Genomic DNA, 24,111 nt, shown 5'->3' with positions numbered 1-24,111 from the left:
GACTGTCATGAAACGATTGATCGCCATTGCCCTGGGCGCGGCCTTGCTGTGCGCAAGCGTCGCCCAGGCCGCGCAGAAACCGCTGATCCGCATCGGCGCCCGGGTCTTCACCGAGCAGACCATCCTCGCCGAAATCACCGCGCAGTACCTGCGCGCCAACGGTTTCGACGTGCGCATCACCTCGGGCCTGGGCAGCAACATCGCGCGCCAGGCCCAGGAGACCGGGCAGCTCGACATGCTCTGGGAATACACCGGGGTGTCGCTGGTCTCCTACAACCACATCGAAGAACGCATGCCCAGCCCCGAGGCCACCTACGCCAAGGTCAAGCAGCTCGATGCGCAGAAAGGCCTGACCTGGCTGGCCCCGTCGAAATTCAGCAACACCTATGCGCTCGGCCTGCCGCAGAAGGTGGCCCAGGCCTATCCGCAGATCGATAGCATCAGCGACCTGACCCGCGTGCTCAACGACGAATCCGAGCGCAGCCACCTGGTGGCTTTGGACACCGAGTTCGCCAACCGCCCCGACGGCCTGGTCGGCCTGCGCGAGCTATACGGCATGCCGCTCGACCGCCGAAACATCCGCCAGATGGACTCGGGCCTGGTGTACACCGCCATGCGTAACAATCAGGTATTCGCCGGCCTGGTCTACACCACCGACGGCCGCCTGAACGCCTTCAACCTCAAGCTGCTCGAGGACGACCTGCACTATTTCCCCGACTACACCGCCGCCCCCGTGCTGCGCACCGAAGTGCTCGAGGCGCATCCGCAACTGGCGACACTGCTCGAACCCCTGGCCGCGGCGCTCGACGACCAGACCATGCGCACGCTCAACGCGCGCATCGACGTCGAGCACCAGAGCCCGAGCCGCGTAGCCGCGGCCTTCCTGCGCGACCACGCACTCGGCGAGGTGAAACCATGAGCCTGTTCGACACCTTCAGCCATCTCGACTGGGCGCTGGTGCTGCAATTGACCTTGCAGCACCTGACCCTGGTCGGCGTCGCCGTGGGCCTGGCGATCCTCTTCGGCGTGCCGCTGGGCATCCTGATGACCCGTTTTCCGGCCGTGGCCGGCCCGGTGCAGGCCTGCGCCACCGTGCTGCTGACCATCCCATCCATCGCCCTGTTCGGCCTGCTGCTGCCGTTCTACTCCAAGTTCGGCCAGGGCTTGGGCCCGCTGCCGGCGATCACCGCCGTGTTCCTCTATTCGCTGCTGCCGATCCTGCGCAACACCTACCTGGCCCTGACCAGCGTCGAGCCAGGCATCCGCGAAGCGGCGCGCGGCATCGGCATGACCTTCGGCCAGCGCTTGCGCATGGTCGAGCTGCCCATCGCCGTACCGGTGATCCTCGCCGGGGTGCGCACCGCCGTGGTGATGAACATCGGCGTCATGACCATTGCCGCGACCATCGGCGCCGGTGGCCTGGGCGTGCTCATCCTCACCTCCATCAGCCGCAGCGACATGTCGATGCTACTGGTCGGCGCCGTGCTGGTCAGCCTGCTGGCCATCCTTGCCGACCTGCTCCTGCAAACCCTGCAACGTGCCCTGACTCCAGAAGGACTGCGCTCATGATCGAACTGAAGAACCTCAGCAAAACCTTCACCGCCAACGGCAAGCAGATCAAAGCCGTCGATGCGGTCAGCCTGACCGTCAACGAAGGCGAGATCTGCGTGTTCCTGGGGCCTTCGGGCTGCGGCAAGAGCACCACGCTGAAGATGATCAACCGCCTGATCGCGCCCACCTCGGGCCAAGTCTTTATCAATGGCGAAGACACCACGGGCCTGGACGAAGTGACCCTGCGCCGGCACATCGGTTACGTGATCCAGCAGATCGGCCTGTTCCCCAACATGACCATCGAAGAGAACATCACCGTGGTGCCGCGCCTGCTGGGCTGGGACAAACAGCGCTGCCACGACCGCGCCCGCGAGCTGATGAGCATGATCAAGCTCGAACCCAAGCAGTACCTGCAACGCTACCCGCGCGAACTGTCCGGCGGCCAGCAGCAGCGCATCGGCGTGATCCGCGCCCTGGCGGCCGACGCGCCGGTATTGCTGATGGACGAGCCCTTCGGCGCGGTCGACCCGATCAACCGGGAAATGATCCAGAACGAGTTCTTCGAAATGCAACGCGCCTTGAACAAGACCGTGATCATGGTCAGCCACGACATCGACGAAGCCATCAAGCTGGGCGACAAGATCGCCATCTTCCGTGCCGGCAGGCTGTTGCAGCTCGACCATCCCGACACCCTGCTCGCGCACCCGGCCGACGAGTTCGTCAGCAGCTTCGTCGGCCAGGACAGCACCCTCAAGCGCCTGCTCCTGGTCAAGGCCGAAGACGCGGCCGACAACGCCCCGTCGGTCAGCCCGGAAACGCCGGTGGCCGACGCCCTGGAGCTGCTCGACGAACACGACCGCCGCTATGTGGTGGTGACCGATGCGGCGAACAAGGCGCTGGGCTATGTGCGGCGCCGCGACATGCACCGCCAGCAGGGCACCTGCGGCGACTTCCTGCGCCCGTTCAACGCCACCGCCTCACACGAAGAGCACCTGCGCATCTTGTTGTCGCGCATGTATGAGTTCAACCGCGCCTGGCTGCCGGTGCTCGATGCCGAGCAGGTGTTCTTGGGCGAGGTGACTCAGGAGTCGATCGCGGCGTACCTGAGCTCGGGTCGCTCGCGCGGTGCGAAGACCAGCATCGTGTCGCCGGCGGAGGCGGTGTCCTGAAGCGCTGACGAAAAATGAGTCAGTAACAAAAAATTTATGGCCGGCCGTCTGCGCGTTCGAACAGGCGGCGTGGCCATAAATATGCACAGTTGTAGGAGCGGCTTGAGCCGCGATGGGCTGCCTAGCAGCCCCTCCCAGACACCGCAGGGTCCGTGCGGTACAGCCTTCGGCCGGTTGGGCCGACTGCGTCGGCCATCGCGGCTCAAGCCGCTCCCATACTGCCCCTTCCACAATATTTAACGCTTGCCGATCCCACCGGAACATCCGCCCGCCGGGCCAGTCGATCACTCAGGGTGCAGGCCCGATTCGCCTGTTGATTCCACGGTCCCCACGCCCTACAGTGCGCGCCGAACGTCCATGCTGGAAACGATCCATCCGGCTCCGACCTGCGCCGTCCAAGGCCCCGTCGAGCCCTCCAACGTGGGGATACGGAGGGCGTTCGTCTGCAACCACTTATTCATTCCGTTTGCCCATGGAGTCCTTGAGCATGTCGATCCAAGTCGAAGACTATTTCGCACGTGACACTTTCACCAAGATGAAGGCGTTCGCCGACAAGCAGGAAACCCCGTTCGTCGTCATCGACACGCAGATCATCAGCAAGGCCTACGACGACCTGCGCGCCGGTTTCGAATTCGCCAAGGTCTACTACGCGGTCAAGGCCAACCCGGCCGTGGAGATCATCGACCTGCTCAAGGACAAGGGCTCGAACTTCGACATCGCCTCGATCTACGAGCTGGACAAGGTGATGAACCAGGGCGTGAGCGCCGACCGCATCAGCTACGGCAACACCATCAAGAAGTCCAAGGACATCCGCTACTTCTACGAGAAGGGCGTGCGCCTGTACGCCACCGATTCCGAAGCCGACCTGCGCAACATCGCCAAGGCCGCACCGGGCTCGAAGGTCTACGTGCGCATCCTCACCGAAGGCTCGACCACCGCCGACTGGCCGCTGTCGCGCAAATTCGGCTGCCAGACCGACATGGCCATGGACCTGCTGATCCTCGCCCGCGACCTGGGCCTGGTGCCGTACGGCATCTCCTTCCACGTCGGCTCGCAGCAGCGCGACATCAGCGTGTGGGATGCGGCCATCGCCAAGGTCAAGGTGATCTTCGAGCGCCTGAAGGAAGAAGACGGCATCGAGTTGAAGCTGATCAACATGGGCGGCGGCTTCCCGGCCAACTACATCACCCGTACCAACAGCCTGGAAACCTATGCCGAAGAGATCATCCGCTTCCTCAAGGAAGACTTCGGCGACGACCTGCCGGAAATCATCCTCGAGCCGGGCCGTTCGCTGATCGCCAACGCCGGTATCCTGGTCAGCGAAGTGGTGCTGGTGGCGCGCAAGTCGCGTACCGCCGTGGAGCGCTGGGTATACACCGACGTGGGCAAGTTCTCCGGCCTGATCGAAACCATGGACGAATCGATCAAGTTCCCGATCTGGACCGAGAAGAAAGGCGAGATGGAAGAGGTGGTGATCGCCGGCCCGACCTGCGACAGCGCCGACATCATGTACGAGCACTACAAGTACGGCCTGCCACTGAACCTGGCCATCGGCGACCGCCTGTACTGGCTGTCGACCGGCGCCTACACCACCAGCTACAGCGCGGTGGAATTCAACGGCTTCCCACCGCTGAAAGCGTTCTACCTGTAAGCTTCGATCGAGGGCCACCCAGCGGTGGCCCTTGTTCCGAGCGCTCTACCCTCCCCCTCGTTTCGCTCAATACTCCAGTTGGAAGCCATCGGCATCCAGATTGGCGGGGAAGCGTGCGCGGTAGGCGGCCAGTTCCGTGGCGCGCAGTTGCACGGTGAACACGCCGTCGGCCTCGCCTGCGCTGAGCAGGCTTTCGCCATGGTAGTCCAGCACCTGGCTGTCGCCGCTATAACCGAAGCCTTTGCCATCCGTGCCCACGCGGTTCACCGCGGCGACGAAGCACAGGTTCTCGATGGCGCGCGCCGGTAGCAGGCGGTTCCAGTGCAGGCGGCGGGCGGCTGGCCAGTTGGCCGTATAGAGCAGCAGGTCGGTGTCGGCAGCGTCGCGGCTCCACACCGGGAAGCGCAGGTCGTAGCAGATCAGCGGGCGAATGCGCCAGCCGTTGAGCTCGAACTGCACCTGGCGCTCACCGGGGGTGTAGTGCTTGTGCTCGCCGGCCATGCGGAACAGGTGGCGCTTGTCGTAATGCAGCACCTCGCCGTCGGGCCGCGCCCACAGCAGACGGTTGCGGTGGCTGCCGTCGGCGGCGCGGACGATCACGCTGCCGGTCACCACCGCACCGAGCTTCTTGGCCTGGGCCTTGAGCCACTTGCTGGTCGGGCCGTTGTCGGCTTCGGCCAGGCGCTCGGACTCCATGGAAAACCCGCTGGTGAACATCTCCGGCAGCACGACCAAGTCGGCACCGGCCGCTTGCTCCAACAAGGTGTCGAAATGGTCGTAGTTGGCTTGGCGGTCCTGCCAGGCCAGTTCGGTCTGCACCAGGGCGATAGTCAGGTCGGGCAGTTGGCTCAGATCGCGCATAGTTTCTCCGCCGCGTGTTGCAGCGTCTCCTCACGTTTGGCGAAGCACAGACGCAGCAGGCGTTGCTCGGCGATGGGTTGCTGGTAGAACACCGAGACCGGAATGCTCGCCACACCGTGCTCGCGGGTCAGCCACACGGCCATCTCCTGGTCGTTGAGGTCAGGGCGGATTGCCGAGTAGTCGACCAGCTGGAAATAGGTGCTTGGGGTGGGGGTAAAGCGCAGCCGCGAACCCTGCAAGAGGCTGCAGAACAGGTCGCGCTTGGCTTGGTAGAAGCCCGGCAACTCGTCGATGTGCTCGGGATGCGCGGCCATGAATTCGGCCAGCGCGTGCTGCAAGGGCGTCACGGCGCAGAAGTTGACGTACTGGTGCACCTTGCGCAGCTCGCGGCTCAGGGCCGGTGGCGCGACCACGTAGCCGATCTTCCAGCCGGTCACATGGTAGGTCTTGCCGAACGAGCTGACCACGAATGTGCGCGCGTACAACTGTTCATGCGCCAACACGCTGGCGTGCTGGGCCCCGTCGTAGACCAGGTGTTCGTAGACTTCGTCGCTGATCAGGTAGAGGTCGCGCTCGGCGACCAGTTGCGCCAGCCGGTCCAGGTCGGCACGGCTGATCAGGGCGCCGCTGGGATTATGCGGCGAGTTGAGCACCACCAGCCGTGTGCGCGGCGTCAGGGCGTCGCCGAAGGCTTGCCAATCGATGCCGAAAGCGCCGTCGCTCAGTTGCACGTGCACGCAGCGGCCACCGGCCAGGGTCACGGCCGGGTCGTAGGCATCGTAGCAAGGGTCGAAGATGATGGCCTCGTCACCGGGCTGGATCACCGCCTGGATCGCGCAGAAGATCGCCTCGGTGGCGCCCGGGGTGATGGTCACCTCCAGCTCGGGATCGACCTTGGCGCCATACAGCCGCTCCACCTTGCTGGCCACCTGCTCGCGCAAGGCGGCCAGCCCGATCATGGGCGCGTACTGGTTATGGCCGGCGCTGACGTGACGGCCCACCGCGTCGAGCAAGGGCTGCGGCGCGGTGAAGTCGGGAAAACCCTGGGACAGGTTCAGCGCACCGGTCTGCGCCGCCAACTGCGACATGGTGGTGAAGATGTTGGTGCCGACGTGGGGCAGCTTGCTGCGGATCATGTAGCCCTCTTCCTACAGGTGCGAGGACTATAAGCTACAAGCTCTGGGCCATAAGAAAAAGCGGCATGGGTCACCCCATACCGCTTTCTTACCAATGGCCGCTATGCGTCGATCAGCGCTTGTCGCGGCGCTTCTTCTCGGCCTTCTTGTGGTGCGACATCAAGCGGCGCTTCTTGTTGACCTGACGGTCGGTGAGGGTGTTCTTCTTGCCCTCGAAGGGGTTCTCGCCGCCTTTGTACTCGATGCGGATCGGCGTGCCAACCAGCTTGAGCACGCGGCGGTAGGTGTTCTCCAGGTAGCGCGAGTACGAGCGCGGAATCTTCTCGGTCTGGTTGCCGTGGATCACGATCAGCGGCGGGTTGGCGCCACCCAGGTGGGCATAGCGCAGCTTGATGCGCCGCCCGTTGACCAGCGGCGGCTGGTGCTCGCTGATGGCGTCTTCGAGGATCTGCGTCAGGCGGCTGGTGGGCCAGCGGGTCACGGCCGACTTGAACGCGGCCTGCACCGACTTGTACAGGTTGCCCACGCCGGTGCCATGCAGCGCCGAGATGAAGTGGATGTCGGCGAAGTCGACGAAGAACAGCCGGCGTTCCAGCTCGGTCTTCACGTAGTCGCGCTCGCCCGGCTGCATGCCGTCCCACTTGTTCAGTGCGATGACGATGGCGCGGCCGGCTTCCAGGGCGAAGCCCAGCAGGTTGAGGTCGTGGTCGACCACGCCTTCGCGGGCGTCCATGACGAAGACCACGACGTTGGCGTCCTTGATCGCCTGCAACGTCTTGACCACCGAGAACTTCTCGACTTCCTCGTGGATCTTGCCGCGGCGACGCACCCCGGCGGTGTCGATGAAGGTGTACTTCTCGCCGTCGCGCTCGAAGGGAATGTAGATGCTGTCACGGGTAGTGCCGGGTTCGTCGTAGACCACCACGCGCTCTTCGCCGAGCATGCGGTTGACCAGGGTCGACTTGCCGACGTTGGGGCGTCCGATGATGGCGATCTTGATGCCATCCTTTTCGCTCGGGCCGGGAATGCGCACCGCTTCTTCGCCTTCGGCGACGTCGGCGTCCAGCGCTTCTTCCTCGGCATCGCGCGGGATATGCCCCAGCACCGATTCCATCAGCGCATTGATGCCACGCCCCTGGGCGCCGGCCACTGGCACGGCGTTGCCCATGCCCAACGGCGAGAACTCGGCGCGGGCCACGTCGGCATCGATGTTGTCGATCTTGTTGGCGACCAGCACGGCGGATTTGTTGCGCTTGCGCAGGTGCTCGGCGATCATCTGGTCGGCTGCGGTCATGCCCGCGCGGGCATCGACCAGGAACAGCACATAGTCGGCTTCCTCGATGGCCATCAGCGATTGCTCGGCCATCTTTTCGTCCATGCCGACTTCGTCGCCGGTGATGCCACCGGTGTCGACCAGGATGTAGGAGCGACCCTGCCAGCTGGCATCGCCGTACTGGCGGTCACGGGTCAGACCCGACAGGTCGCCGACGATGGCGTCGCGGGTCTTGGTCAGGCGGTTGAACAGGGTGGACTTGCCGACATTCGGCCGCCCTACCAAGGCGATTACGGGAACCATGCGGCTCTCCACTGGTTAATTCTTGAAAATGCAAAGGCCGCTGCAGGGCAGCGGCCGGAGTTCGTGCGGTGCCGAGGGCACCGCGGCTCAAGGTCGGCAAGACCCTGAGCATAGCGTCAGCGCAGGGTCAGTGCCTCGAGCTTGCCGCTGTTGCCGAAGACATAGATGGTGTCGTCGACCACCAGGGGCCGGGCGCGCAGGCCATCGCTGTCGATCCGCTCACGGCCGACGAAACGGCCGTCGACCTGGCTGAGCAGGTGCAGATAGCCTTCGAAGTCGCCTACGGCTACGTAGCTGGAGAACACTTCCGGCGCCGAGAGCTGACGGCGCGCCATGCTGTCGTTGCTCCACAGGGCGCTGGAGGAACGCTCGTCGACGCTTTCCACCGTGCCCGACGCTTCGCTCACGTAGACGTTGCCGAAGCCCTGGGCCACGCCCACGTAGCTGGAAGCGTCGCGCTGCCACAGCACACGGCCGCTTTCCACATCCAGACCCGCGACGCGGCCCTGGTAGGTGCTGACGTACAAGGTGCCACCGGACAGCAGCAAGCCGCCGTCGATGTCCACCACGCGCTCGAGCTCGGAACGGCCTTGCGGCACGGCCACGCGGCTTTCCCAGACCGGCACGCCGTTCTGGATGTCCACGGCCACGACCTTGCCGGTCGACAGGCCGGCGATGGCCAGACGGTTGGTGACGACCGGCGCGCCGGTGCCGCGCAGGGTCAGCACGGCCGGCGAGCTTTCGTAGATCCAGCGACGCTCGCCGGTGGCGGCGTCCAGGCCGATCAGGCGATCGTCCTGAGTCTGCACCACGACCACGTCACCGTTGTTGGCAGGCGGCGCCAGCACTTCGCTGTTCACCCGCGAGCGCCAGCGCTCGGCGCCGGTGCTCGAGTCCAAGGCGATCACTTCGCCCTTGAGGGTACCGAGGGTCAGCAGGCCATAGCCCACGCCCACCGCACCCGAGACGGGCAGGTCGAGGTCCTTCTCCCAGACCACGTCGCCGGTGCGGCGGTTGAGGGCATACACCTCGCCGTTCACATCGGAGGCGAAGATGCGGTCGTTCTCGATCGCCGGCACCAGCAGGTTGTATTTCTCGCCCTGACCGTCGCCGATCGAACGGCTCCAGAGTTTCTGGAGCGCCACTTCCTCCTTGAACTGGGTCAATTCGGCCGGTGGCAGTTCTTTTTTGCCGTTGCTGCTGCAACCTGCGGCCAAAACGGCCAGGGCCAGCACTGCTGCTTGTTTCCAACCGATCACGTCACGCGTCCCCTTTGGCCAAGTCGTCCAGCTTCAATTGCAGTCCACCGGTCGCGGCGTCATCGGACAGCGCGGCCTTGGCCTTTTCGTAGGCGCCGTGCGCATCGTCGGCACGCCCCAGTTGTACCAGCAAGTCACCCTTGAGCTCCTCGCGGCTGGCGAGGAAGGCCTTCTCGGCGTCGCCGTCGAGCAGCTTGAGGGCTTCTTCGGCCTTGTCTTGCGCGGCCAGTACACGGGCCAGGCGCTGACGGGAAATCTCGCCCAGGGTGGCGTCGGCCGGCTTGTCCATCACGCCCTTGAGTTCGGCAGCGGCGTCGTCGAGCTTGCCGCTCTCGACCGCGACCTTGGCCACGAACAGGCTGCCGTATTGCGCATAAGGCGTGCCGCCGAAGTCGCTCTTGAGCTTGCCGGCCAGTTCCGCCACCTTGGCCGTGTCCGGCGTGCCGGTCGGCGTCAGGGTGGTTTCCAGCAGCGCCTGGTACAGGCTCGAGGCCCCCTGGGACTGGTTGGTCTGGTACTTGTGCCAGGCCTGCCAGCCCATCACCACGGCAGCGGCGAGCAAGGCACCGGTGAGCAGCGGCTTGCCGTTGCGGTTCCACCAGTCCTTGGCGCCAGCCAGGCCCTCATCATCGATACTCGACACCCCAATACTCCTTCTCAGCAATTCGGCTATTGAACCGCGTCACGCTTGCGCGATGGCGGCTTGCAGGTGCTCGGCCAGAGCATCCCAGGCAATGTTCTGTTGTTCGCCCTGGCCACGCAGGGGCTTGATACCGACGGTCTCGCCGGCCAGTTCGTCGTCGCCCAGGATCAGCGCGAACAGCGCACCGCTCTTGTCGGCCTTCTTGAACTGGCTCTTGAAGCTGCCGCCGCCGGCGTTGACCGCCAGGCGCAGGGCCGGCAGGCCGTCGCGCAGACGTTCGGCCAGGCGCAGGCCGGCCAACTCCGCCTGCTCGCCGAAGGCGCACAGGTAGACGTCGATCTGCCGGCTGATGGCGGCGGGGACTTTGTCGAGGGTTTGCAGCAGCAGGATCAGGCGCTCGATGCCCATGGCGAAACCGACGCCAGGGGTAGGCTTGCCGCCCATCTGCTCGACCAGGCCGTCGTAGCGGCCACCGGCGCAGACCGTGCCCTGGGCGCCGAGCTTGTCGGTGACCCATTCGAAGACGGTCTTGCTGTAGTAGTCCAGGCCGCGCACCAGCTTGGTGTTGATGACGAAGGGAATGCCGGCGGCGTTCAAGCGCGCCTTCAGGCCTTCGAAGTGGATGCGCGATTCTTCGTCGAGGTAGTCCTCGAGCTTGGGCGCATCGACCAGCACCGCCTGGGTGCCGGCGTCCTTGCTGTCGAGCACGCGCAGCGGGTTGCTCTTGAGGCGGCGCTGGCTGTCTTCGTCCAGATGTTCGAGACGCGCCGAGAGGAACTCGACCAGCGCGTCGCGGTAGCGGGCGCGGGCTTCGCTGGTGCCCAGGCTGTTGAGCTCCAGGGTGACCGCGTCGCGGATGCCCAATTGGCCCCACAGACGCCAGCTGAGCATGATCAGTTCGGCGTCGACGTCCGGGCCATCGAGGTTGAACACCTCCACGCCGATTTGGTGGAACTGCCGGTAGCGCCCCTTCTGCGGGCGTTCGTGGCGGAACATCTGGCCGATGTACCAGAGCTTCTGCACCTGGCCATTGCCGGTGATGCCGTGCTCGAGCACCGCACGCACGCAGGCTGCGGTGCCTTCGGGGCGAAGGGTCAGCGAATCGCCGTTGCGGTCCTCGAAGGTGTACATCTCTTTTTCGACGATGTCCGTGACCTCGCCGATCGAGCGCTTGAACAGCTCGGTGAACTCGACGATCGGCGTGCGGATCTGGCTGTAGCCATAGCCGTCCAGCAGGCCGGCCACGGTGCCTTCGACATAGCGCCACAGCGGCGACTGGTCGGGCAGGATGTCGTTCATGCCACGAATGGCTTGCAGCGATTTGCTCACGGAAAGTCCTTACGAATCTGTTTCTCAGCCACGGGCGATCAGTGCCGCGTCGGCGTCGGCCTTTTCGGCCGCTTTCTGGCGGATGAGCCTTTCCAGCTCATCGACCAGGTTGTCGTTGCCCAGCTTCTGCGACGGTTTGCCGTCGATGTACACCAGGTTCGGCGTGCCGCCAGTCAACCCCACGTGGGCTTCCTTGGCTTCGCCGGGGCCGTTGACCACGCAGCCGATCACGGCGACGTCCATCGGCACCAGCAGGTCTTCGAGGCGCCCTTCCAGGTCGTTCATGGTCTTGACCACATCGAAGTTCTGCCGCGAGCAGCTCGGGCAGGCGATGAAGTTGATGCCACGCGAGCGCAGGCGCAGGGACTTGAGGATGTCGTAGCCGACCTTCACTTCCTCGACCGGATCGGCCGCCAGGGAAATGCGGATGGTGTCGCCGATGCCTTCGGCCAGCAGCATACCCAGGCCCACGGCGGATTTCACCGTGCCCGAGCGCAGACCGCCGGCTTCGGTGATACCCAGGTGCAGGGGTTGCACGATCTGCTTGGCCAGTTGCCGGTAGGCATCGACCGCCATGAACACGTCGGAGGCCTTGACGCTGACCTTGAAGTCCTGGAAATCCAGACGGTCGAGATGCTCGACATGGCGCAGGGCCGACTCGACCAGCGCGGCTGGGGTCGGCTCGCCGTACTTCTTCTGCAGGTCTTTTTCCAGCGAACCTGCGTTGACGCCGATGCGGATCGGGATGCCGCGGTCGCGGGCGGCATCGACCACGGCGCGTACGCGATCTTCACGGCCGATGTTGCCCGGGTTAATGCGCAGGCAATCGACGCCCAGCTCGGCCACGCGCAAGGCGATGCGGTAGTCGAAATGGATGTCGGCGACCAGGGGCACGCTGACCTGCTGCTTGATGCGGCCGAAGGCTTCGGCCGCGTCCATGTCCGGCACCGAGACCCGCACGATGTCCACACCGGCGTCGACCAGGCGCTGGATCTGCGCCACGGTGGCGGCGACATCGTTGGTGTCGGTGTTGGTCATGCTCTGCACGGCAATGGGCGCATCGCCGCCTACCGCTACGTTGCCGACCCAGATTTTCCGGGATTCGCGCCGTTTGATCGGAGATTCACCGTGCATGTCTTACTGTCCCAACTTGAGGCGAGCGGTCTCGCCACTGGTGAACGGTGCCAGGTTGACCGCCTGGCCGTTGTAGCTGACCTGCGCGCCGCGGGCGAAGCCCAGGCGCACGGCGAACGGCGGCTTGCCGCTAAGTTCGAGGGTGTCGCCCTTGCGCTTGACCGAGCTGGTCAGCACCTTGCCGTTGCCGTCGGTGACCTGGGTCCAGCAGTCGGCCACGAAGGTGATGGCGACCTTGCCCGCCCCTTCGGGCACGGCAGTGGCGCTTTCTGCGGTAGGCACGGATGCGGTGGCTTGGGCAGGCGCTGCCGGCGTGGTGCTGGGCGCGGTCGAAGCGACGATCGGCGCCTGAGGGGCAGCAGGCTGGCTTGGGGTGGCGGCCGGCGCTGTCGCTTCGGTCGCCGTCTGTTCGGTTGGCGCCGGTTGCAGCGCCAACTCGGTCGATTGGGGCTGCTGCGCCGCGGAGACGGCCTGGTCTTCGGGCTCGTCGAGCGGATGGATCTGCGTGGTGCCGTCGGCGCTCTCGACCTCGACGTGCTCCAGGGCCATCTGGGTCAGGTCCTTGCCGCGCAGGCTGCCTTGGTCCTGCCACCAGACGAAGCCGCCGCCGATCACCGCGATCAGCACCAGCAGGCTGACGCCGCGCAGGATGTTCTGCGACAGGCGCCGCGGCTCTTCGATGCGGCCCAGCGAATGCACGTCGCTGCCTTTGGCGTTGGAACCGGTGACCTGGTCGAACGCGGCGACCAGCGGGGCCTGGTCCATGTCCATCAACTTGGCGTAGGCGCGGATGTAGCCACGGGCGAAAGTGTGCCCCGGCAGCTTGTCGAAGGCGCCGGTTTCAAGGTTGTTCAGCGACGTGACCGTCAGGTTGAGCCTGCGCGCGACCTCGGTCTGCGACCAGCCACGCTGCTCACGGGCCTGGCGCAGGGTATCCCCTGGATGCTGGTGAGTCGCTGATGCTGCTTCGGGATGCACGGCGTTCATCGTTGCTCCGACACGTATTGCTGATATTCCGGCGTACCCGGATAAAGGCGTTGTAGTTGCTGCCCCAGGTGGGCGGCATCGATCTCTTCGGTAAACACTCGACCCAGGCGCGTCCCGAGCAGCAGGCTGCGGGCGTCCGGCTCGCTCAGCTGGCTGAAACGATGGTAGTAGTCCCGAGCCGGCACATAATGCCTGTTTTCGTAGGACAACTCAGCCATTTCCAACAATGCCCTGGGCTGGCGGGGATCGAGTTGCAGCGCTTTGTGCAAATACGCCTGCGCCTGCTGGCGCTCGCCTTGCCTGAGCGCGGTCAGGCCGAGGTTCTCGTAGATTCGCGAGCGCTGAGGATACAGGGTATCGCCGGCCGCTTGGCGAAACATCTGCTCGGCCTGGCGAAAATCACCCTGGGCGTAGAGAAACGAGCCGTAGTTGTTGCGGATTCGGGTGTCGCCGGGCCGTTGCTTCAAAGCCTCGACGAAATGCGTGCGGGCCAGCGCCGGTTCGCCCTGCGCCTGGAACACCAGCGCCAGGGCGGCATGGGCATCGGCACTGCCGGCATCGAGGGCCAGGGCGCGGCTCAGCGGCGCCTTGGCCTGCTCGGCGAGGCCTTGCTGGAGATAGCCCAGGCCCAACTGCACGTAGGCGTGCACAGCCCGCTCGCGCCCTTCGCGGGTCGCCAGAGGATCGCCGGCGCCGCTCGACACGCAGCCGACCAACAGCGAAAACCCAAGAATCGACAGCACGGCGCGCAGGCTCATGGGCGAAGTGTCCGTCAGGGGCGCGCGGCGTTGTCTGACAGTTCGGTGTCGGCAGCCACCTGGCGCACGGCGATGTAGCGCTCGCTGCGGCGGGTGCGGTCCATCACCTGACCGACCAACTGGCCACAGGCCGCGTCGATGTCCTCACCGCGCGTGGTGCGGGTGGTGACGTTGAAGCCGGCATGGTGCAGCAGGTCTTGGAAGCGGCGGATGGCGTTGTTGCTCGGCCGTTCGTAGCCCGAATGCGGGAATGGGTTGAAGGGGATCAGGTTGATCTTGCACGGTACGTCGCGCAGCAGCTCGATCATCTCGGTGGCGTGCTGGGGCTGGTCATTGACGTCCTTGAGCAGCGTGTACTCGATGGTCAACACGCGCTTGCCGCCCAGGGTGGACATGTAGCCCATGCAGGACTCGAGCAGCATCTTCAACGGGTACTTCTTGTTGATCGGCACCAACTGGTTGCGCAGCGCATCGTTGGGCGCATGCAGCGACAGCGCCAGCGAAACGTCGATGTGCTTGGCCAGTTCGTCGATCATCGGCACCACGCCCGAAGTGGACAAGGTGACGCGACGCTTGGAAATGCCATAGCCCAGATCGTCCATCATGATCTTCATGGCGGCAATGACATTGTCGAAATTGAGCAACGGCTCGCCCATGCCCATCATCACCACGTTGGTAATCGCGCGGTCGACTTTGGCCGGAACGGTGCCGAAGGATTTGTTCGCAAGCCACACCTGACCGATCACTTCGGCGGCGGTGAGGTTGCTGTTGAAGCCTTGCTTGCCGGTGGAGCAGAAACTGCAATCCAGGGCGCAACCGGCTTGCGACGACACGCACAGGGTGCCGCGATCGTCGGTGGGAATGTAGACGGTCTCGACGCAGCTGCCGGAGGCAACGCGGATCACCCACTTGCGGGTGCCGTCTGCGGAAATGTCTTCGCTGACCACTTCCGGCGCACGAATTTCGGCAACGGCCTCGAGCTTTTCGCGCAAGGCCTTGCCGACGTTCGTCATGGCGGCGAAGTCGTCGACGCCAAAGTGGTGAATCCATTTCATCACCTGGCCGGCGCGGAAGCGCTTCTCTCCGATCGAATCGAAGAACTGTTCCATTTCCTGCTGGGTCAGACCCAGCAAGTTGATTTTGCCAACAGATGTCGTCATGGATTCACCCTCACTCGTAAGCGTTCGCTTAGCGAGCGGTTACCTCGGTAGCAGCGAAGAAGTAAGCGATTTCGCGAGCGGCAGCGGCTTCGGAGTCCGAACCGTGGACGGCGTTGGCGTCGATGGACTCGGCGAAGTCGGCGCGGATGGTGCCGGCAGCGGCTTCTTTAGGGTTGGTGGCGCCCATCAGCTCACGGTTCTTGGCGATGGCGTCTTCGCCTTCCAGCACCTGGACCACGACCGGACCGGAGATCATGAAGGCAACCAGGTCACCGAAGAAGCCGCGCTCTTTGTGCTCGGCGTAGAAGCCTTCGGCCTCGGCCTTGGACAGTTGCTTGAGCTTGGACGCGACCACGCGCAGGCCGGCTTCTTCGAAGCGCGAGGTGATCTTGCCGATCACGTTCTTGGCAACGGCGTCAGGCTTGATGATCGAGAAAGTACGTTGAACAGCCATGGAAAACTCCAGAAGTTTTAGTGTTACGAAAAATTAAACCCGCGAATTATACGCGGGTTCGAGGGCATTGCCTAACCTGCAAGTGTCGCTAATCGGCTTCTTCGATCCAGGCCGCCTGAATGGCCTCCAGGACCTTCTCGCCGCCACGCGCCGGATCGTCGCTGAAATCGGGCAATTCCTGCACCCAACGGCTCAGGTTGACGAAATTCAGGTAACGAGGATCGACTTCCGGCTTGCTTTGCGCAAGCTGGATGGCGATCTCAAGTACATCAACCCATTTCAGACTCATGTTGCACTCCTCAATGCGGCGCTTCAGCGGCGTGGTTGAGCGAATACTTGGGAATCTCGATGGTCAGGTCTTCGTCGCCGACCACCACCTGGCAACCCAGGCGCGACTGCGCCTCCAGGCCCCAGGCCTTGTCGAGCATGTCTTCTTCCAGTTCGTCGGCCTCCTCCAGGGAGTCGAAGCCCTGGCGCACGACGCAATGGCAGGTGGTGCAGGCCTTGACGCCGCCACAGGCGCTTTCCATCTCGATATGGTGTTCGTGGGCCAGTTCCAGGATGTTGGTCCCGGACGGCACGTCCACGGTCAGCCCCTCGGGACAGAACTTTTCATGCGGCAGGAATGTCACCAGCGGCATCGGTTACTCCTCGATCTCATTCAGGTTGCGCCCGGCCAGTGCGGCTTTGACCGTCGAATCAAGGCGACGGGCGGCAAATGCATCGGTCACCTGCGACAGACGCTTGGTCTGTTGCTCAATGGCGGGGCCATCGGTGCCGGTCAGCAAATCACGTAGGTCCTGCATCTGGAATTGGATGGCTTCGCGCTCTTCGGCGCTGAGCAGGCGCTCGCCATCGGCGTCCAGGGCGCCTTGTACCGCTTCGAGCAAGCGCTCGGCATCGACCTGGTGCTCGCGCAACTGGCGGGCGTTGCGGTCGGAGCCGGCGTGCTCGAAGGAGTCGGTGAGCATGCGGGCGATTTCACCGTCGGTCAGGCCATACGACGGCTTGACCTGGATGCTCGCCTCCACGCCCGAACCGAGTTCGCGCGCGGCCACGCTGAGCAGGCCGTCGGCATCCACTTGGAAGGTCACGCGGATCTTCGCTGCGCCTGCCACCATGGCCGGAATGCCGCGCAGCTCGAAGCGCGCCAACGAACGGCAGTCGCTGATCAGCTCGCGCTCGCCTTGGAGGACGTGGATCATCATGGCCGACTGGCCATCTTTGTAGGTGGTGAACTCCTGGGCGCGGGCCACGGGAATGGTGGTGTTGCGCGGAATCACCTTCTCCATCAGGCCGCCCATGGTCTCGAGCCCCAGCGACAGCGGAATGACGTCGAGCAGCAGCAGTTCGCCGCCTTCGCGGCGGTTGCCGGCCAGTGTGTCGGCCTGCACGGCCGCGCCGATGGCGACCACCTGGTCGGGGTCGATGGAGGTCAACGGCTCACGCCCGAACAACGCGCCCACCGCTTCGCGCACACGCGGCACGCGGGTCGAACCGCCGACCATCACCACCGCCTGCACTTCGTCGAACTCCACGCCGCTGTCGCGCATGGCGCGACGGCAGGCTTTGAGGCTGATGGCAATCATCGGCTCGATGAGGCTTTCGAACGTGGTGCGGCTCAGCTCGCCGGCCCAATCACCGTGGGCCAGCGAAACACTGGCCTGGTCGGTCAGCGCTTCCTTGGCCTGGCGCGCGGTCTGCAGCAACAGCCGCTGGGTGGCCGGATCGAGATCGGCAGATAGCCCGGCCTGGTCGATGATCCAACCGGCGATGGCATGGTCGAAATCGTCGCCGCCCAAGGCCGTGTCACCGCCGGTGGCGAGCACTTCGAACACGCCGGCGGTCAGGCGCAGGATGGAAATGTCGAAGGTGCCGCCGCCCAGGTCGTAGATCGCCACCACGCCTTCGGCGTTCTGGTCCAAGCCATAGGCCACGGCTGCGGCGGTCGGCTCGTTGAGCAGGCGCAAGACGTTGAGGCCGGCCAGACGCGCAGCGTCCTTGGTGGCCTGGCGCTGGGCGTCGTCGAAATAGGCCGGCACGGTGATCACCGCGCCGACCAGCTCGCCGCCCAGGCTTTCTTCGGCGCGCAGGCGCAGCACCTTGAGGATGTCGGCCGAGACCTGCACAGGGCTTTTCGGGCCTTGCACGGTGTCGATGAACGGCATGTGCGACTCGCCGCCGACGAAGCGGTAAGGCAATTGTTCGCCCAACTGCTTGACGTCGGACAGCCCGCGGCCCATCAGGCGTTTGACCGACAGGATGCTGTTGAATGGGTCGCTGGGCGCCGCATCGCGGGCACTCAGGCCCACCTCGGTGCGGTCTTCGAGGTAACGCACCGCCGACGGCAGGATGAGGTTGCCTTGGGCGTCGGGCAGCGGTTCGCTGCGACCGCTGCGCACGGCAGCTACCAGGGAATTGGTGGTGCCCAGGTCGATCCCCACGGCCAGACGGCGCTGGTGCGGCTGGGGGCTCTGACCGGGTTCGGCGATCTGCAATAGGGCCATGCTTATCTGAATACCTTAGGCGTCATCACGGGTAACGCCGGGTTAATCGTCGAGGCGCTCTTCGAGCTGGCGCACTTCTTGGGAGAGCTTGTCGAGGAACTGCATGCGGCGCATCAGACGCTCGGCCTGCTCGCGCTCGGCCGGTACGTCCCAGCACTGCGCGAACTCGTCGTCGAGCGCGGTCTGGGCGAGCTTGAGGCGGCGCTTGAAGGCGCCCACGCCGTCGATGTCGGCCTCGTCCTGCAGGTCTTCGAGCTCTTCGCGCAACTGCATCTGCTGAAGCAGGAACTCGGGATCGTGCACCGTGACTTCCTGCGGCACCTCGTGACCACCGATGGCCAGCAGGTAGCGGGCGCGGCGTGGCGCACTGCGCAGGGTCTGGTAGGCGTCGTTGAGGGCGGCGGATTTCTCCAGGGCGACACGTCGCTCGCGCTCGGAAGCGTCGGCGAAGCGGTCGGGATGGACCTCGCGGGCCAGTTCGCGATAGCGAACGGCCAGCTTGTCGAGGTCCAGGCGGAAGGCCGGCTGCAGGTCGAACAGCGCGTAATGGCAGACAGTACCCACGTCAGGCCTCAGACATTGAAGCTTTCGCCGCAGCCACATTCGCCGCGCACGTTGGGGTTGTTGAACTTGAAGCCTTCGTTCAACCCTTCCTTGACGAAATCGAGCTCGGTGCCGTCGAGGTAGACCAGGCTTTTCGGGTCGATGATGACCTTCACGCCATGGTTCTCGAACACTTGGTCTTCGCCCGCCAGTTCGTCGACGAACTCGAGCACGTAGGCCAGGCCCGAGCAGCCGGTGGTGCGCACGCCCAGGCGGATGCCCTCACCCTTGCCGCGCCCGTCGAGGGAGCGGCGGATATGGTTGGCGGCGGCTTCTGTCATGCTGATAGCCATCGAAACTCCTTACCTCAACATCGGTGGTCGGCTACAGGTAGCTCAGACCAGGCCTTTCTTCTGCTTGTAGTCGCGCACGGCTGCCTTGATGGCGTCCTCGGCGAGTACCGAACAGTGGATCTTGACCGGCGGCAGCGCCAGCTCTTCGGCCAACTGGGTGTTCTTGATGGTCTCGGCTTCGTCGAGGGTCTTGCCTTTCATCCACTCGGTGGCCAGGGAGCTGGAAGCGATGGCCGAACCGCAACCGTAGGTCTTGAACTTGGCGTCTTCGATCACGCCCTGTTCGTTGACCTTGATCTGCAGACGCATCACGTCGCCGCACGCCGGGGCGCCGACCATGCCGGTGCCGACATCGGGGTCTTCAGCGTTCATCTTGCCGACGTTACGTGGGTTTTCGTAATGGTCGATGACTTTTTCACTGTATGCCATGGTGCAATTCCTTCTTCATCAGGTGAGCCGCTCTTGCCGGCGGCTGCTTAGTGGGCAGCCCACTCGATCTTCGAGATGTCGACGCCGTCTTTGTACATGTCCCACAGCGGCGACAGTTCGCGCAACTTGTTCACGGCCTGGCAGACCTGCTGCGCGGCGTGGTCGATCTCTTCTTCCTGGGTGAAACGCCCGAAGGAGAAGCGGATGGAGCTGTGTGCCAGCTCGTCGTTGCGGCCCAGCGCGCGCAGCACGTAGGACGGCTCGAGCGACGCGGAGGTGCAGGCCGAACCGGAAGAAACGGCGATGTCCTTGAGCGACATCAGCAGCGACTCGCCTTCGACGTAGTTGAAGCTCAGGTTCAGGTTGTGCGGTACGCGGGCGGTCTGGCTGCCGTTGATGTACAGCTCTTCGAGGTCGGAGACCTGCTTGAAGAAGCGATCGCTCAGCGCCTTGACGCGGACGTTCTCGCTGGCCATTTCCTGCTTGGCGATGGCGAAGGCTTCGCCCATGCCGACGATCTGGTGGGTCGGCAAGGTGCCCGAACGCATACCGCGCTCGTGACCGCCGCCGTGGACCATGGCTTCGAGGCGGACACGCGGCTTGCGGCTGACGTACAGCGCGCCGATGCCTTTGGGGCCGTAGACCTTGTGCGCCGAGAACGACATCAGGTCGACTTTCATGTTCTGCAGGTCGATCTCGACCTTGCCGGCCGACTGCGCGGCATCGACGTGGAACAGCACGCCGCGCGAGCGGGTCAGTTCGCCGATGGCGGCGATGTCGTTGATCGAGCCGACTTCGTTGTTCACGTGCATCAGCGAGACCAGGATGGTGTCGTCGCGCAGCACCGCCTCGACCATGGCCGGGGTGACGATGCCGTCGGCGCCGGGTTCGAGGTAGGTGACCTCGAAGCCTTCACGCTCCAGCTGGCGCGTGGTGTCCAGGACCGCCTTGTGCTCGATCTTGGAGGTGATGATGTGCTTGCCCTTGGTCTGGTAGAAGTGCGCCACACCTTTGATCGCCAGGTTGTCGGACTCGGTGGCACCGCTGGTCCAGACGATTTCGCGCGGGTCGGCGTGGATCAGCTCGGCGACCTGGCGGCGAGCGTTTTCCACCGCTTCCTCGGCGCGCCAGCCGAAGGCGTGGGAGCGCGAGGCCGGGTTCCCGAAGTTGCCGTCCATGGTCAGGCAGTCGACCATTTTCTGGGCGACACGGGGATCGACCGGGGTGGTCGCGGAGTAATCGAGGTAGATCGGCAACTTCATTGAATCTCTCCTATCAGGCGTTGGCGTCGCTCGTCGTCACGGTCAGTCGACGGCGGACGTCTCAATCTTGTCCATGTGCGCGCTATGGCCCGCTACACGGCGTAGGTCCTGGCGATGGGCAACTTCTTGCACCTCGCGGCGCGTGACGAGGTCGGCCAGGCTGATGCCACTGAGGAACGTGTGGATCTGCTGGCTGAGGTCGCACCACAGGTGGTGGGTCAGGCAGGTATCACCGGAATGACAATCTCCAAGCCCCTGGCAGCGGGTGGCGTCGACCGACTCGTTGACGGCGTCGATGACCTGGGCCACCTCGATCGTTCCCATGGCACGGGACAGCTGATAGCCGCCACCTGGGCCACGAACGCTGGAAACCAGGCTGTTGCGCCGCAATTTGGCGAACAGTTGCTCCAGGTAGGAAAGCGAGATGCCTTGGCGCTCGGAGATATCAGCCAGTGACACCGGCCCGTGCTGCGCGTGCAACGCCAGGTCGAGCATGGCGGTTACGGCGTATCGGCCTTTGGTTGTGAGTCGCATGGCTATGGGCACCACGGGAGTTACGGAATGAGTGCAATTATGCTATTTCCGAGCATTTGAGTCAACTATAAGACCTAGCGCTTTAGTCGGGATTAGCTCGGGAAGTGGTCGCGAGTGTAGCAGACCGCGGCGCAGGTGCACACGCCGCGGTGCCATCATGGCGAAATCAATGCGGCCCGATGTCGCTGGGCGTCGCGGCCGCAGGCTCGACGAAATCCTCTTCGGGCAAGGCTGGCAACGCTTTGCCGCTATAGTCGCTGCCCAGCTTGGTCAAGGCGCCGCACATGCCTTCGAGGCGCTCGTCCACGGCCTGCAGGTGGTCGAGCATCTGGCCGATGGCGCGCGCCACCGGGTCGGGCATGTCGCCGCTGACCCCATAGGCGTCGAAACCGATCTTCTCGGCCATGGCCTTGCGCCTGGCCTCGACCTCGCTGCCCTCTTCGGGCCTGACGATGATGCGCCCCGGAATGCCCACCGCCGTGGCCCCGGCCGGCACCGCCTTGGTCACCACCGCGTTGGAGCCGATCTTGGCCCCGGCGCCGACCGTGAACGGCCCCAGCACCTTGGCCCCGGCGCCGACCACCACGCCGTCTTCCAGGGTCGGGTGGCGCTTGCCCTTGTTCCAGCTGGTGCCGCCCAGGGTCACGCCCTGGTAGAGGGTGACGTCGTCGCCGATCTCGGCGGTTTCGCCGATGACGATGCCCATGCCGTGGTCGATGAAGAAGCGGCGACCGATGGTGGCGCCGGGGTGGATCTCGATGCCGGTCATCCAGCGGCCGAAGTTCGACACCAGGCGCGCCAGCCACTTGCAGTCGCGCACCCACAGGGCATGCCCGACACGGTGCAGCCAGATGGCATGCATGCCGGGATAGCAGGTCAGCACCTCGAACATGTTGCGGGCGGCCGGGTCGCGGTGGAACACGCTCTGGATATCTTCACGCAGGCGTTCGAACATGGCTTTTCAGTCCTTCCGTTTATGCGGCTCGCCGCGCGCGACTTTCTGCGTCTCGGTGAGGATGCCGCGCAAGATGCTCATTTCCGAATGGTTGACCGTGCTGCGCCCGTACAGGCGGCGCAGGCGCGCCATCAGATGCCGGGGTTTTTCCGGATCGAGGAAACCGATCTGCACCAGGGTCTGCTCCAGGTGCTCGTAGAAGCGCTCCATCTCGTCCATGGTCGCCGGCTCTTCGCTGGCGTCGGCCTTCTCCGCGACCGGTGCCGCCTGCTGCGCCGCCAACCAGGCGGTACGCACCTCATAGGCGAGCACTTGCACGGCGGCGGCCAGGTTCAGCGAGCTGAACTCGGGATTGGACGCGATGTGCACATGGAAGTGGCAGCGTTGCAGCTCTTCGTTGGTCAGCCCCGCATGCTCACGGCCGAACACCAGGGCGATCTGCTCGCCGCCGGCGGCCTGCGCGACGGCCTTGGCGCCGCACTCGCGCGGGTCGAGCATGGGCCACGGCAGGCTGCGGTCGCGGGCGCTGGTGCCCAGCACCAGGCTACAGCCGACCAGCGCCTGCTCCAGGCTGTCGACCACTTCGGCGCCGGCCAGCAAATCGTCGGCACCCGAGGCACGGGCACTGGCCTGCTCGGACGGGAAGTCTCGGGGCTGCACCAGCACCAGGCGCGACAGGCCCATGTTTTTCATGGCACGCGCAGCGCCGCCGATGTTGCCGGGGTGGCTGGTATTGACCAGAACAACACGAATATTGTGCAACAAGGCGATGTGCTCACTGTGGCGGGTTTTGGGGGCAGCAATCTTACAGAAGCGACCCCGGCAACGCCACGCGGGCTAACGTGGCACTTTTGCGTACGCGGATTTCTGATAGAATGTCCGGCTTTCTTCTTTAACATTCCAGGTGACCCGACCATGCAGCCTATGCTGAATATCGCGCTGCGCGCCGCTCGCAGCGCCAGCGAACTGATTTTCCGCTCCATCGAACGCCTGGACAGCCTCAAGGTCGACGAAAAGGGCGCCAAGGACTACGTGTCCGAGGTTGACCGCGCTGCCGAAGACGCCATCGTCAAAGCCCTGCGCAAGGCCTACCCGAACCACTCGATCCAGGGTGAGGAAACCGGTTTCCACGCCGGCAGCGGCGAAGACGGCAAGGACTACCTGTGGATCATCGACCCGCTCGATGGCACCACCAACTTCCTGCGCGGCATTCCGCACTTCGCTGTCAGCATCGCCTGCAAATACCGTGGTCGCCTGGAGCACGCGGTCATCGTCGATCCGGTTCGCCAGGAAGAGTTCACCGCCAGCCGTGGCCGTGGCGCCCAGGTCAACGGTCGCCGCCTGCGGGTCAGCTCGCGCAGCAGCCTCGACGGGGCCCTGCTCGGTACCGGCTTCCCGTTCCGCGACGACCAGATGGCCGACCTCGACAACTACATGGGCATGTTCCGCGCCTTGACCGGCCAAACCGCAGGCATCCGCCGCGCCGGCGCCGCGAGCCTCGACCTCGCCTACGTGGCGGCCGGTCGTTTCGACGGCTTCTGGGAATCAGGCCTGTCCGAATGGGACATGGCCGCAGGCGTGCTGCTGATCCAAGAGGCCGGCGGCCTGGTCAGCGACTTCAACGGCGGCCACGACTTCCTCGACAAGGGCCACATCGTGGCGGGCAACATCAAGTGCTTCAAGGCCATCCTCACGGCCATCCAACCGCACTTGCCCGAGCACCTGAAGCGCTAAGTCGGCACGCAGCACCGAGCCCCCGCCAAGCCCACCTGGTCGCGGCGGCCCGGTGCCTCGGCCCATCGGCCGGGGCTGCACCGCAGCCCCTTGCCCACTCCTCCTCCAGACCCTTTCCCCAGACTC

The 24,111-nt window shown here is 64.7% G+C and carries 26 protein-coding genes; 5 read left to right on the top strand and 21 right to left on the bottom strand.

The window, feature by feature from the left end; genetic code table 11:
* Positions 1–7: 7 nt before the first annotated feature.
* The 4 genes from B4M43_RS00445 (at position 8) to B4M43_RS00430 (ending at position 4,371) form a co-directional block, all read left to right on the top strand.
* A complete protein-coding gene (locus tag B4M43_RS00445) occupies positions 8–919 on the top strand; it encodes a glycine betaine ABC transporter substrate-binding protein (RefSeq protein ID WP_296263069.1) in 912 nt (303 codons plus the stop codon).
* On the top strand, positions 916–1,569 hold the full coding sequence (locus tag B4M43_RS00440) for an ABC transporter permease (protein ID WP_296263068.1): 654 nt from the start codon (positions 916–918) through the stop codon (positions 1,567–1,569). The genes B4M43_RS00445 and B4M43_RS00440 overlap by 4 nt, the downstream gene beginning before the upstream one ends.
* Positions 1,566–2,720, top strand: coding sequence for a betaine/proline/choline family ABC transporter ATP-binding protein (locus tag B4M43_RS00435; protein WP_296263066.1), 1,155 nt, complete (start codon positions 1,566–1,568; stop codon positions 2,718–2,720). The genes B4M43_RS00440 and B4M43_RS00435 overlap by 4 nt, the downstream gene beginning before the upstream one ends.
* A gap of 487 nt (positions 2,721–3,207) precedes the next feature.
* The gene (locus B4M43_RS00430; protein WP_296263064.1) at positions 3,208–4,371 is read left to right on the top strand and encodes a type III PLP-dependent enzyme; all 1,164 of its coding nucleotides are present in this window, start codon (positions 3,208–3,210) and stop codon (positions 4,369–4,371) included.
* Between the two features lie 66 nt (positions 4,372–4,437).
* Here the strand turns inward: B4M43_RS00430 and B4M43_RS00425 are convergent, their stop codons facing one another.
* The 21 genes from B4M43_RS00425 to trmJ all read right to left on the bottom strand — a co-directional run bounded on the left by B4M43_RS00425 (position 4,438) and on the right by trmJ (position 23,016).
* Positions 4,438–5,232: an amidohydrolase gene (locus B4M43_RS00425; protein WP_296263062.1), complete on the bottom strand. Its 795-nt coding sequence runs from the start codon at positions 5,230–5,232 to the stop codon at positions 4,438–4,440.
* Positions 5,220–6,368, bottom strand: a complete 1,149-nt coding sequence (locus B4M43_RS00420) for a pyridoxal phosphate-dependent aminotransferase (protein WP_296263060.1) — start codon at positions 6,366–6,368, stop codon at positions 5,220–5,222. Before B4M43_RS00420 ends, B4M43_RS00425 begins: the two co-directional genes overlap by 13 nt.
* Positions 6,369–6,480: 112 nt before the next feature.
* Positions 6,481–7,944 carry a ribosome biogenesis GTPase Der gene (der, locus tag B4M43_RS00415; protein ID WP_296263058.1) on the bottom strand — a complete coding sequence of 488 codons (1,464 nt, stop codon included), beginning with the start codon at positions 7,942–7,944 and terminating at the stop codon, positions 6,481–6,483.
* 116 nt (positions 7,945–8,060) lie between these two features.
* Positions 8,061–9,203: an outer membrane protein assembly factor BamB gene (gene bamB / locus B4M43_RS00410; protein WP_296263056.1), complete on the bottom strand. Its 1,143-nt coding sequence runs from the start codon at positions 9,201–9,203 to the stop codon at positions 8,061–8,063.
* Position 9,204: 1 nt separating this feature from the next.
* Positions 9,205–9,846 (bottom strand): tetratricopeptide repeat protein, encoded by a 642-nt coding sequence (locus tag B4M43_RS00405; protein WP_296263054.1) that lies wholly within the window; start codon positions 9,844–9,846, stop codon positions 9,205–9,207.
* A gap of 39 nt (positions 9,847–9,885) precedes the next feature.
* Positions 9,886–11,175: a histidine--tRNA ligase gene (gene hisS / locus B4M43_RS00400; protein ID WP_296263052.1), complete on the bottom strand. Its 1,290-nt coding sequence runs from the start codon at positions 11,173–11,175 to the stop codon at positions 9,886–9,888.
* Positions 11,176–11,199: 24 nt separating this feature from the next.
* On the bottom strand, positions 11,200–12,309 hold the full coding sequence (gene ispG, locus B4M43_RS00395) for a flavodoxin-dependent (E)-4-hydroxy-3-methylbut-2-enyl-diphosphate synthase (protein ID WP_296263049.1): 1,110 nt from the start codon (positions 12,307–12,309) through the stop codon (positions 11,200–11,202).
* A gap of 3 nt (positions 12,310–12,312) precedes the next feature.
* Positions 12,313–13,296 (bottom strand): RodZ domain-containing protein, encoded by a 984-nt coding sequence (locus B4M43_RS00390; protein WP_296263047.1) that lies wholly within the window; start codon positions 13,294–13,296, stop codon positions 12,313–12,315.
* Positions 13,293–14,054 carry a type IV pilus biogenesis/stability protein PilW gene (gene pilW, locus B4M43_RS00385; RefSeq protein WP_296263046.1) on the bottom strand — a complete coding sequence of 254 codons (762 nt, stop codon included), beginning with the start codon at positions 14,052–14,054 and terminating at the stop codon, positions 13,293–13,295. The genes B4M43_RS00390 and pilW overlap by 4 nt, the downstream gene beginning before the upstream one ends.
* Positions 14,055–14,068: 14 nt before the next feature.
* Positions 14,069–15,214: a 23S rRNA (adenine(2503)-C(2))-methyltransferase RlmN gene (gene rlmN / locus B4M43_RS00380; protein WP_296263044.1), complete on the bottom strand. Its 1,146-nt coding sequence runs from the start codon at positions 15,212–15,214 to the stop codon at positions 14,069–14,071.
* 28 nt (positions 15,215–15,242) lie between these two features.
* Entirely contained in the window at positions 15,243–15,668 is a 426-nt protein-coding gene (gene ndk, locus B4M43_RS00375; RefSeq protein ID WP_296263042.1) for a nucleoside-diphosphate kinase, read from the bottom strand.
* An 88-nt stretch (positions 15,669–15,756) separates the two neighbouring features.
* A complete protein-coding gene (gene iscX / locus B4M43_RS00370) occupies positions 15,757–15,957 on the bottom strand; it encodes a Fe-S cluster assembly protein IscX (protein ID WP_296263040.1) in 201 nt (66 codons plus the stop codon).
* 10 nt (positions 15,958–15,967) lie between these two features.
* Positions 15,968–16,309, bottom strand: a complete 342-nt coding sequence (gene fdx / locus B4M43_RS00365) for an ISC system 2Fe-2S type ferredoxin (RefSeq protein WP_296263039.1) — start codon at positions 16,307–16,309, stop codon at positions 15,968–15,970.
* A 3-nt stretch (positions 16,310–16,312) separates the two neighbouring features.
* Positions 16,313–18,175, bottom strand: coding sequence for a Fe-S protein assembly chaperone HscA (gene hscA, locus B4M43_RS00360; RefSeq protein ID WP_296263038.1), 1,863 nt, complete (start codon positions 18,173–18,175; stop codon positions 16,313–16,315).
* Between the two features lie 42 nt (positions 18,176–18,217).
* Entirely contained in the window at positions 18,218–18,739 is a 522-nt protein-coding gene (gene hscB, locus B4M43_RS00355; RefSeq protein ID WP_296263035.1) for a co-chaperone HscB, read from the bottom strand.
* Between the two features lie 8 nt (positions 18,740–18,747).
* Positions 18,748–19,071: an iron-sulfur cluster assembly protein IscA gene (iscA, locus tag B4M43_RS00350; RefSeq protein WP_028695982.1), complete on the bottom strand. Its 324-nt coding sequence runs from the start codon at positions 19,069–19,071 to the stop codon at positions 18,748–18,750.
* A 42-nt stretch (positions 19,072–19,113) separates the two neighbouring features.
* Entirely contained in the window at positions 19,114–19,500 is a 387-nt protein-coding gene (gene iscU / locus B4M43_RS00345; RefSeq protein ID WP_296263032.1) for a Fe-S cluster assembly scaffold IscU, read from the bottom strand.
* A 47-nt stretch (positions 19,501–19,547) separates the two neighbouring features.
* Positions 19,548–20,762, bottom strand: coding sequence for an IscS subfamily cysteine desulfurase (locus B4M43_RS00340; RefSeq protein ID WP_296263031.1), 1,215 nt, complete (start codon positions 20,760–20,762; stop codon positions 19,548–19,550).
* Positions 20,763–20,804: 42 nt separating this feature from the next.
* Positions 20,805–21,296 (bottom strand): Fe-S cluster assembly transcriptional regulator IscR, encoded by a 492-nt coding sequence (gene iscR, locus B4M43_RS00335; protein ID WP_296263030.1) that lies wholly within the window; start codon positions 21,294–21,296, stop codon positions 20,805–20,807.
* A 166-nt stretch (positions 21,297–21,462) separates the two neighbouring features.
* Positions 21,463–22,251, bottom strand: coding sequence for a serine O-acetyltransferase (gene cysE / locus B4M43_RS00330; protein ID WP_296263029.1), 789 nt, complete (start codon positions 22,249–22,251; stop codon positions 21,463–21,465).
* A gap of 6 nt (positions 22,252–22,257) precedes the next feature.
* On the bottom strand, positions 22,258–23,016 hold the full coding sequence (gene trmJ, locus B4M43_RS00325) for a tRNA (cytosine(32)/uridine(32)-2'-O)-methyltransferase TrmJ (protein ID WP_296263027.1): 759 nt from the start codon (positions 23,014–23,016) through the stop codon (positions 22,258–22,260).
* Positions 23,017–23,166: 150 nt separating this feature from the next.
* On the opposite strand from trmJ, the gene suhB reads away from it, so the two are divergent.
* Positions 23,167–23,985, top strand: coding sequence for an inositol-phosphate phosphatase (suhB, locus tag B4M43_RS00320; protein WP_296263025.1), 819 nt, complete (start codon positions 23,167–23,169; stop codon positions 23,983–23,985).
* Positions 23,986–24,111: the final 126 nt, after the last annotated feature.

It is taken from the genome of Pseudomonas sp. UBA6562, assembly GCF_002434265.1.
GTDB lineage: Bacteria > Pseudomonadota > Gammaproteobacteria > Pseudomonadales > Pseudomonadaceae > Aquipseudomonas.
Note: the sequence above shows the minus strand (reverse complement) of the source record. Positions and strands in the feature narration are given on the sequence as shown.

Excerpts from the sequence above, each read along its gene's own strand:
- B4M43_RS00445 (WP_296263069.1), top strand. The coding sequence starts at position 8 with ATGAAACGATTGATCGCCATTGCCCTGGGCGCGGCCTTGCTGTGCGCA.
- B4M43_RS00440 (WP_296263068.1), top strand. The coding sequence starts at position 916 with ATGAGCCTGTTCGACACCTTCAGCCATCTCGACTGGGCGCTGGTGCTG.
- B4M43_RS00435 (WP_296263066.1), top strand. The coding sequence starts at position 1,566 with ATGATCGAACTGAAGAACCTCAGCAAAACCTTCACCGCCAACGGCAAG.
- B4M43_RS00430 (WP_296263064.1), top strand. The coding sequence starts at position 3,208 with ATGTCGATCCAAGTCGAAGACTATTTCGCACGTGACACTTTCACCAAG.
- B4M43_RS00425 (WP_296263062.1), bottom strand. The coding sequence starts at position 5,232 with ATGCGCGATCTGAGCCAACTGCCCGACCTGACTATCGCCCTGGTGCAG.
- B4M43_RS00420 (WP_296263060.1), bottom strand. The coding sequence starts at position 6,368 with ATGATCCGCAGCAAGCTGCCCCACGTCGGCACCAACATCTTCACCACC.
- der (WP_296263058.1), bottom strand. The coding sequence starts at position 7,944 with ATGGTTCCCGTAATCGCCTTGGTAGGGCGGCCGAATGTCGGCAAGTCC.
- ispG (WP_296263049.1), bottom strand. The coding sequence starts at position 12,309 with ATGCACGGTGAATCTCCGATCAAACGGCGCGAATCCCGGAAAATCTGG.
- B4M43_RS00390 (WP_296263047.1), bottom strand. The coding sequence starts at position 13,296 with ATGAACGCCGTGCATCCCGAAGCAGCATCAGCGACTCACCAGCATCCA.
- pilW (WP_296263046.1), bottom strand. The coding sequence starts at position 14,054 with ATGAGCCTGCGCGCCGTGCTGTCGATTCTTGGGTTTTCGCTGTTGGTC.
- rlmN (WP_296263044.1), bottom strand. The coding sequence starts at position 15,214 with ATGACGACATCTGTTGGCAAAATCAACTTGCTGGGTCTGACCCAGCAG.
- ndk (WP_296263042.1), bottom strand. The coding sequence starts at position 15,668 with ATGGCTGTTCAACGTACTTTCTCGATCATCAAGCCTGACGCCGTTGCC.
- iscX (WP_296263040.1), bottom strand. The coding sequence starts at position 15,957 with ATGAGTCTGAAATGGGTTGATGTACTTGAGATCGCCATCCAGCTTGCG.
- fdx (WP_296263039.1), bottom strand. The coding sequence starts at position 16,309 with ATGCCGCTGGTGACATTCCTGCCGCATGAAAAGTTCTGTCCCGAGGGG.
- hscA (WP_296263038.1), bottom strand. The coding sequence starts at position 18,175 with ATGGCCCTATTGCAGATCGCCGAACCCGGTCAGAGCCCCCAGCCGCAC.
- iscA (WP_028695982.1), bottom strand. The coding sequence starts at position 19,071 with ATGGCTATCAGCATGACAGAAGCCGCCGCCAACCATATCCGCCGCTCC.
- iscU (WP_296263032.1), bottom strand. The coding sequence starts at position 19,500 with ATGGCATACAGTGAAAAAGTCATCGACCATTACGAAAACCCACGTAAC.
- B4M43_RS00340 (WP_296263031.1), bottom strand. The coding sequence starts at position 20,762 with ATGAAGTTGCCGATCTACCTCGATTACTCCGCGACCACCCCGGTCGAT.
- iscR (WP_296263030.1), bottom strand. The coding sequence starts at position 21,296 with ATGCGACTCACAACCAAAGGCCGATACGCCGTAACCGCCATGCTCGAC.
- cysE (WP_296263029.1), bottom strand. The coding sequence starts at position 22,251 with ATGTTCGAACGCCTGCGTGAAGATATCCAGAGCGTGTTCCACCGCGAC.
- suhB (WP_296263025.1), top strand. The coding sequence starts at position 23,167 with ATGCAGCCTATGCTGAATATCGCGCTGCGCGCCGCTCGCAGCGCCAGC.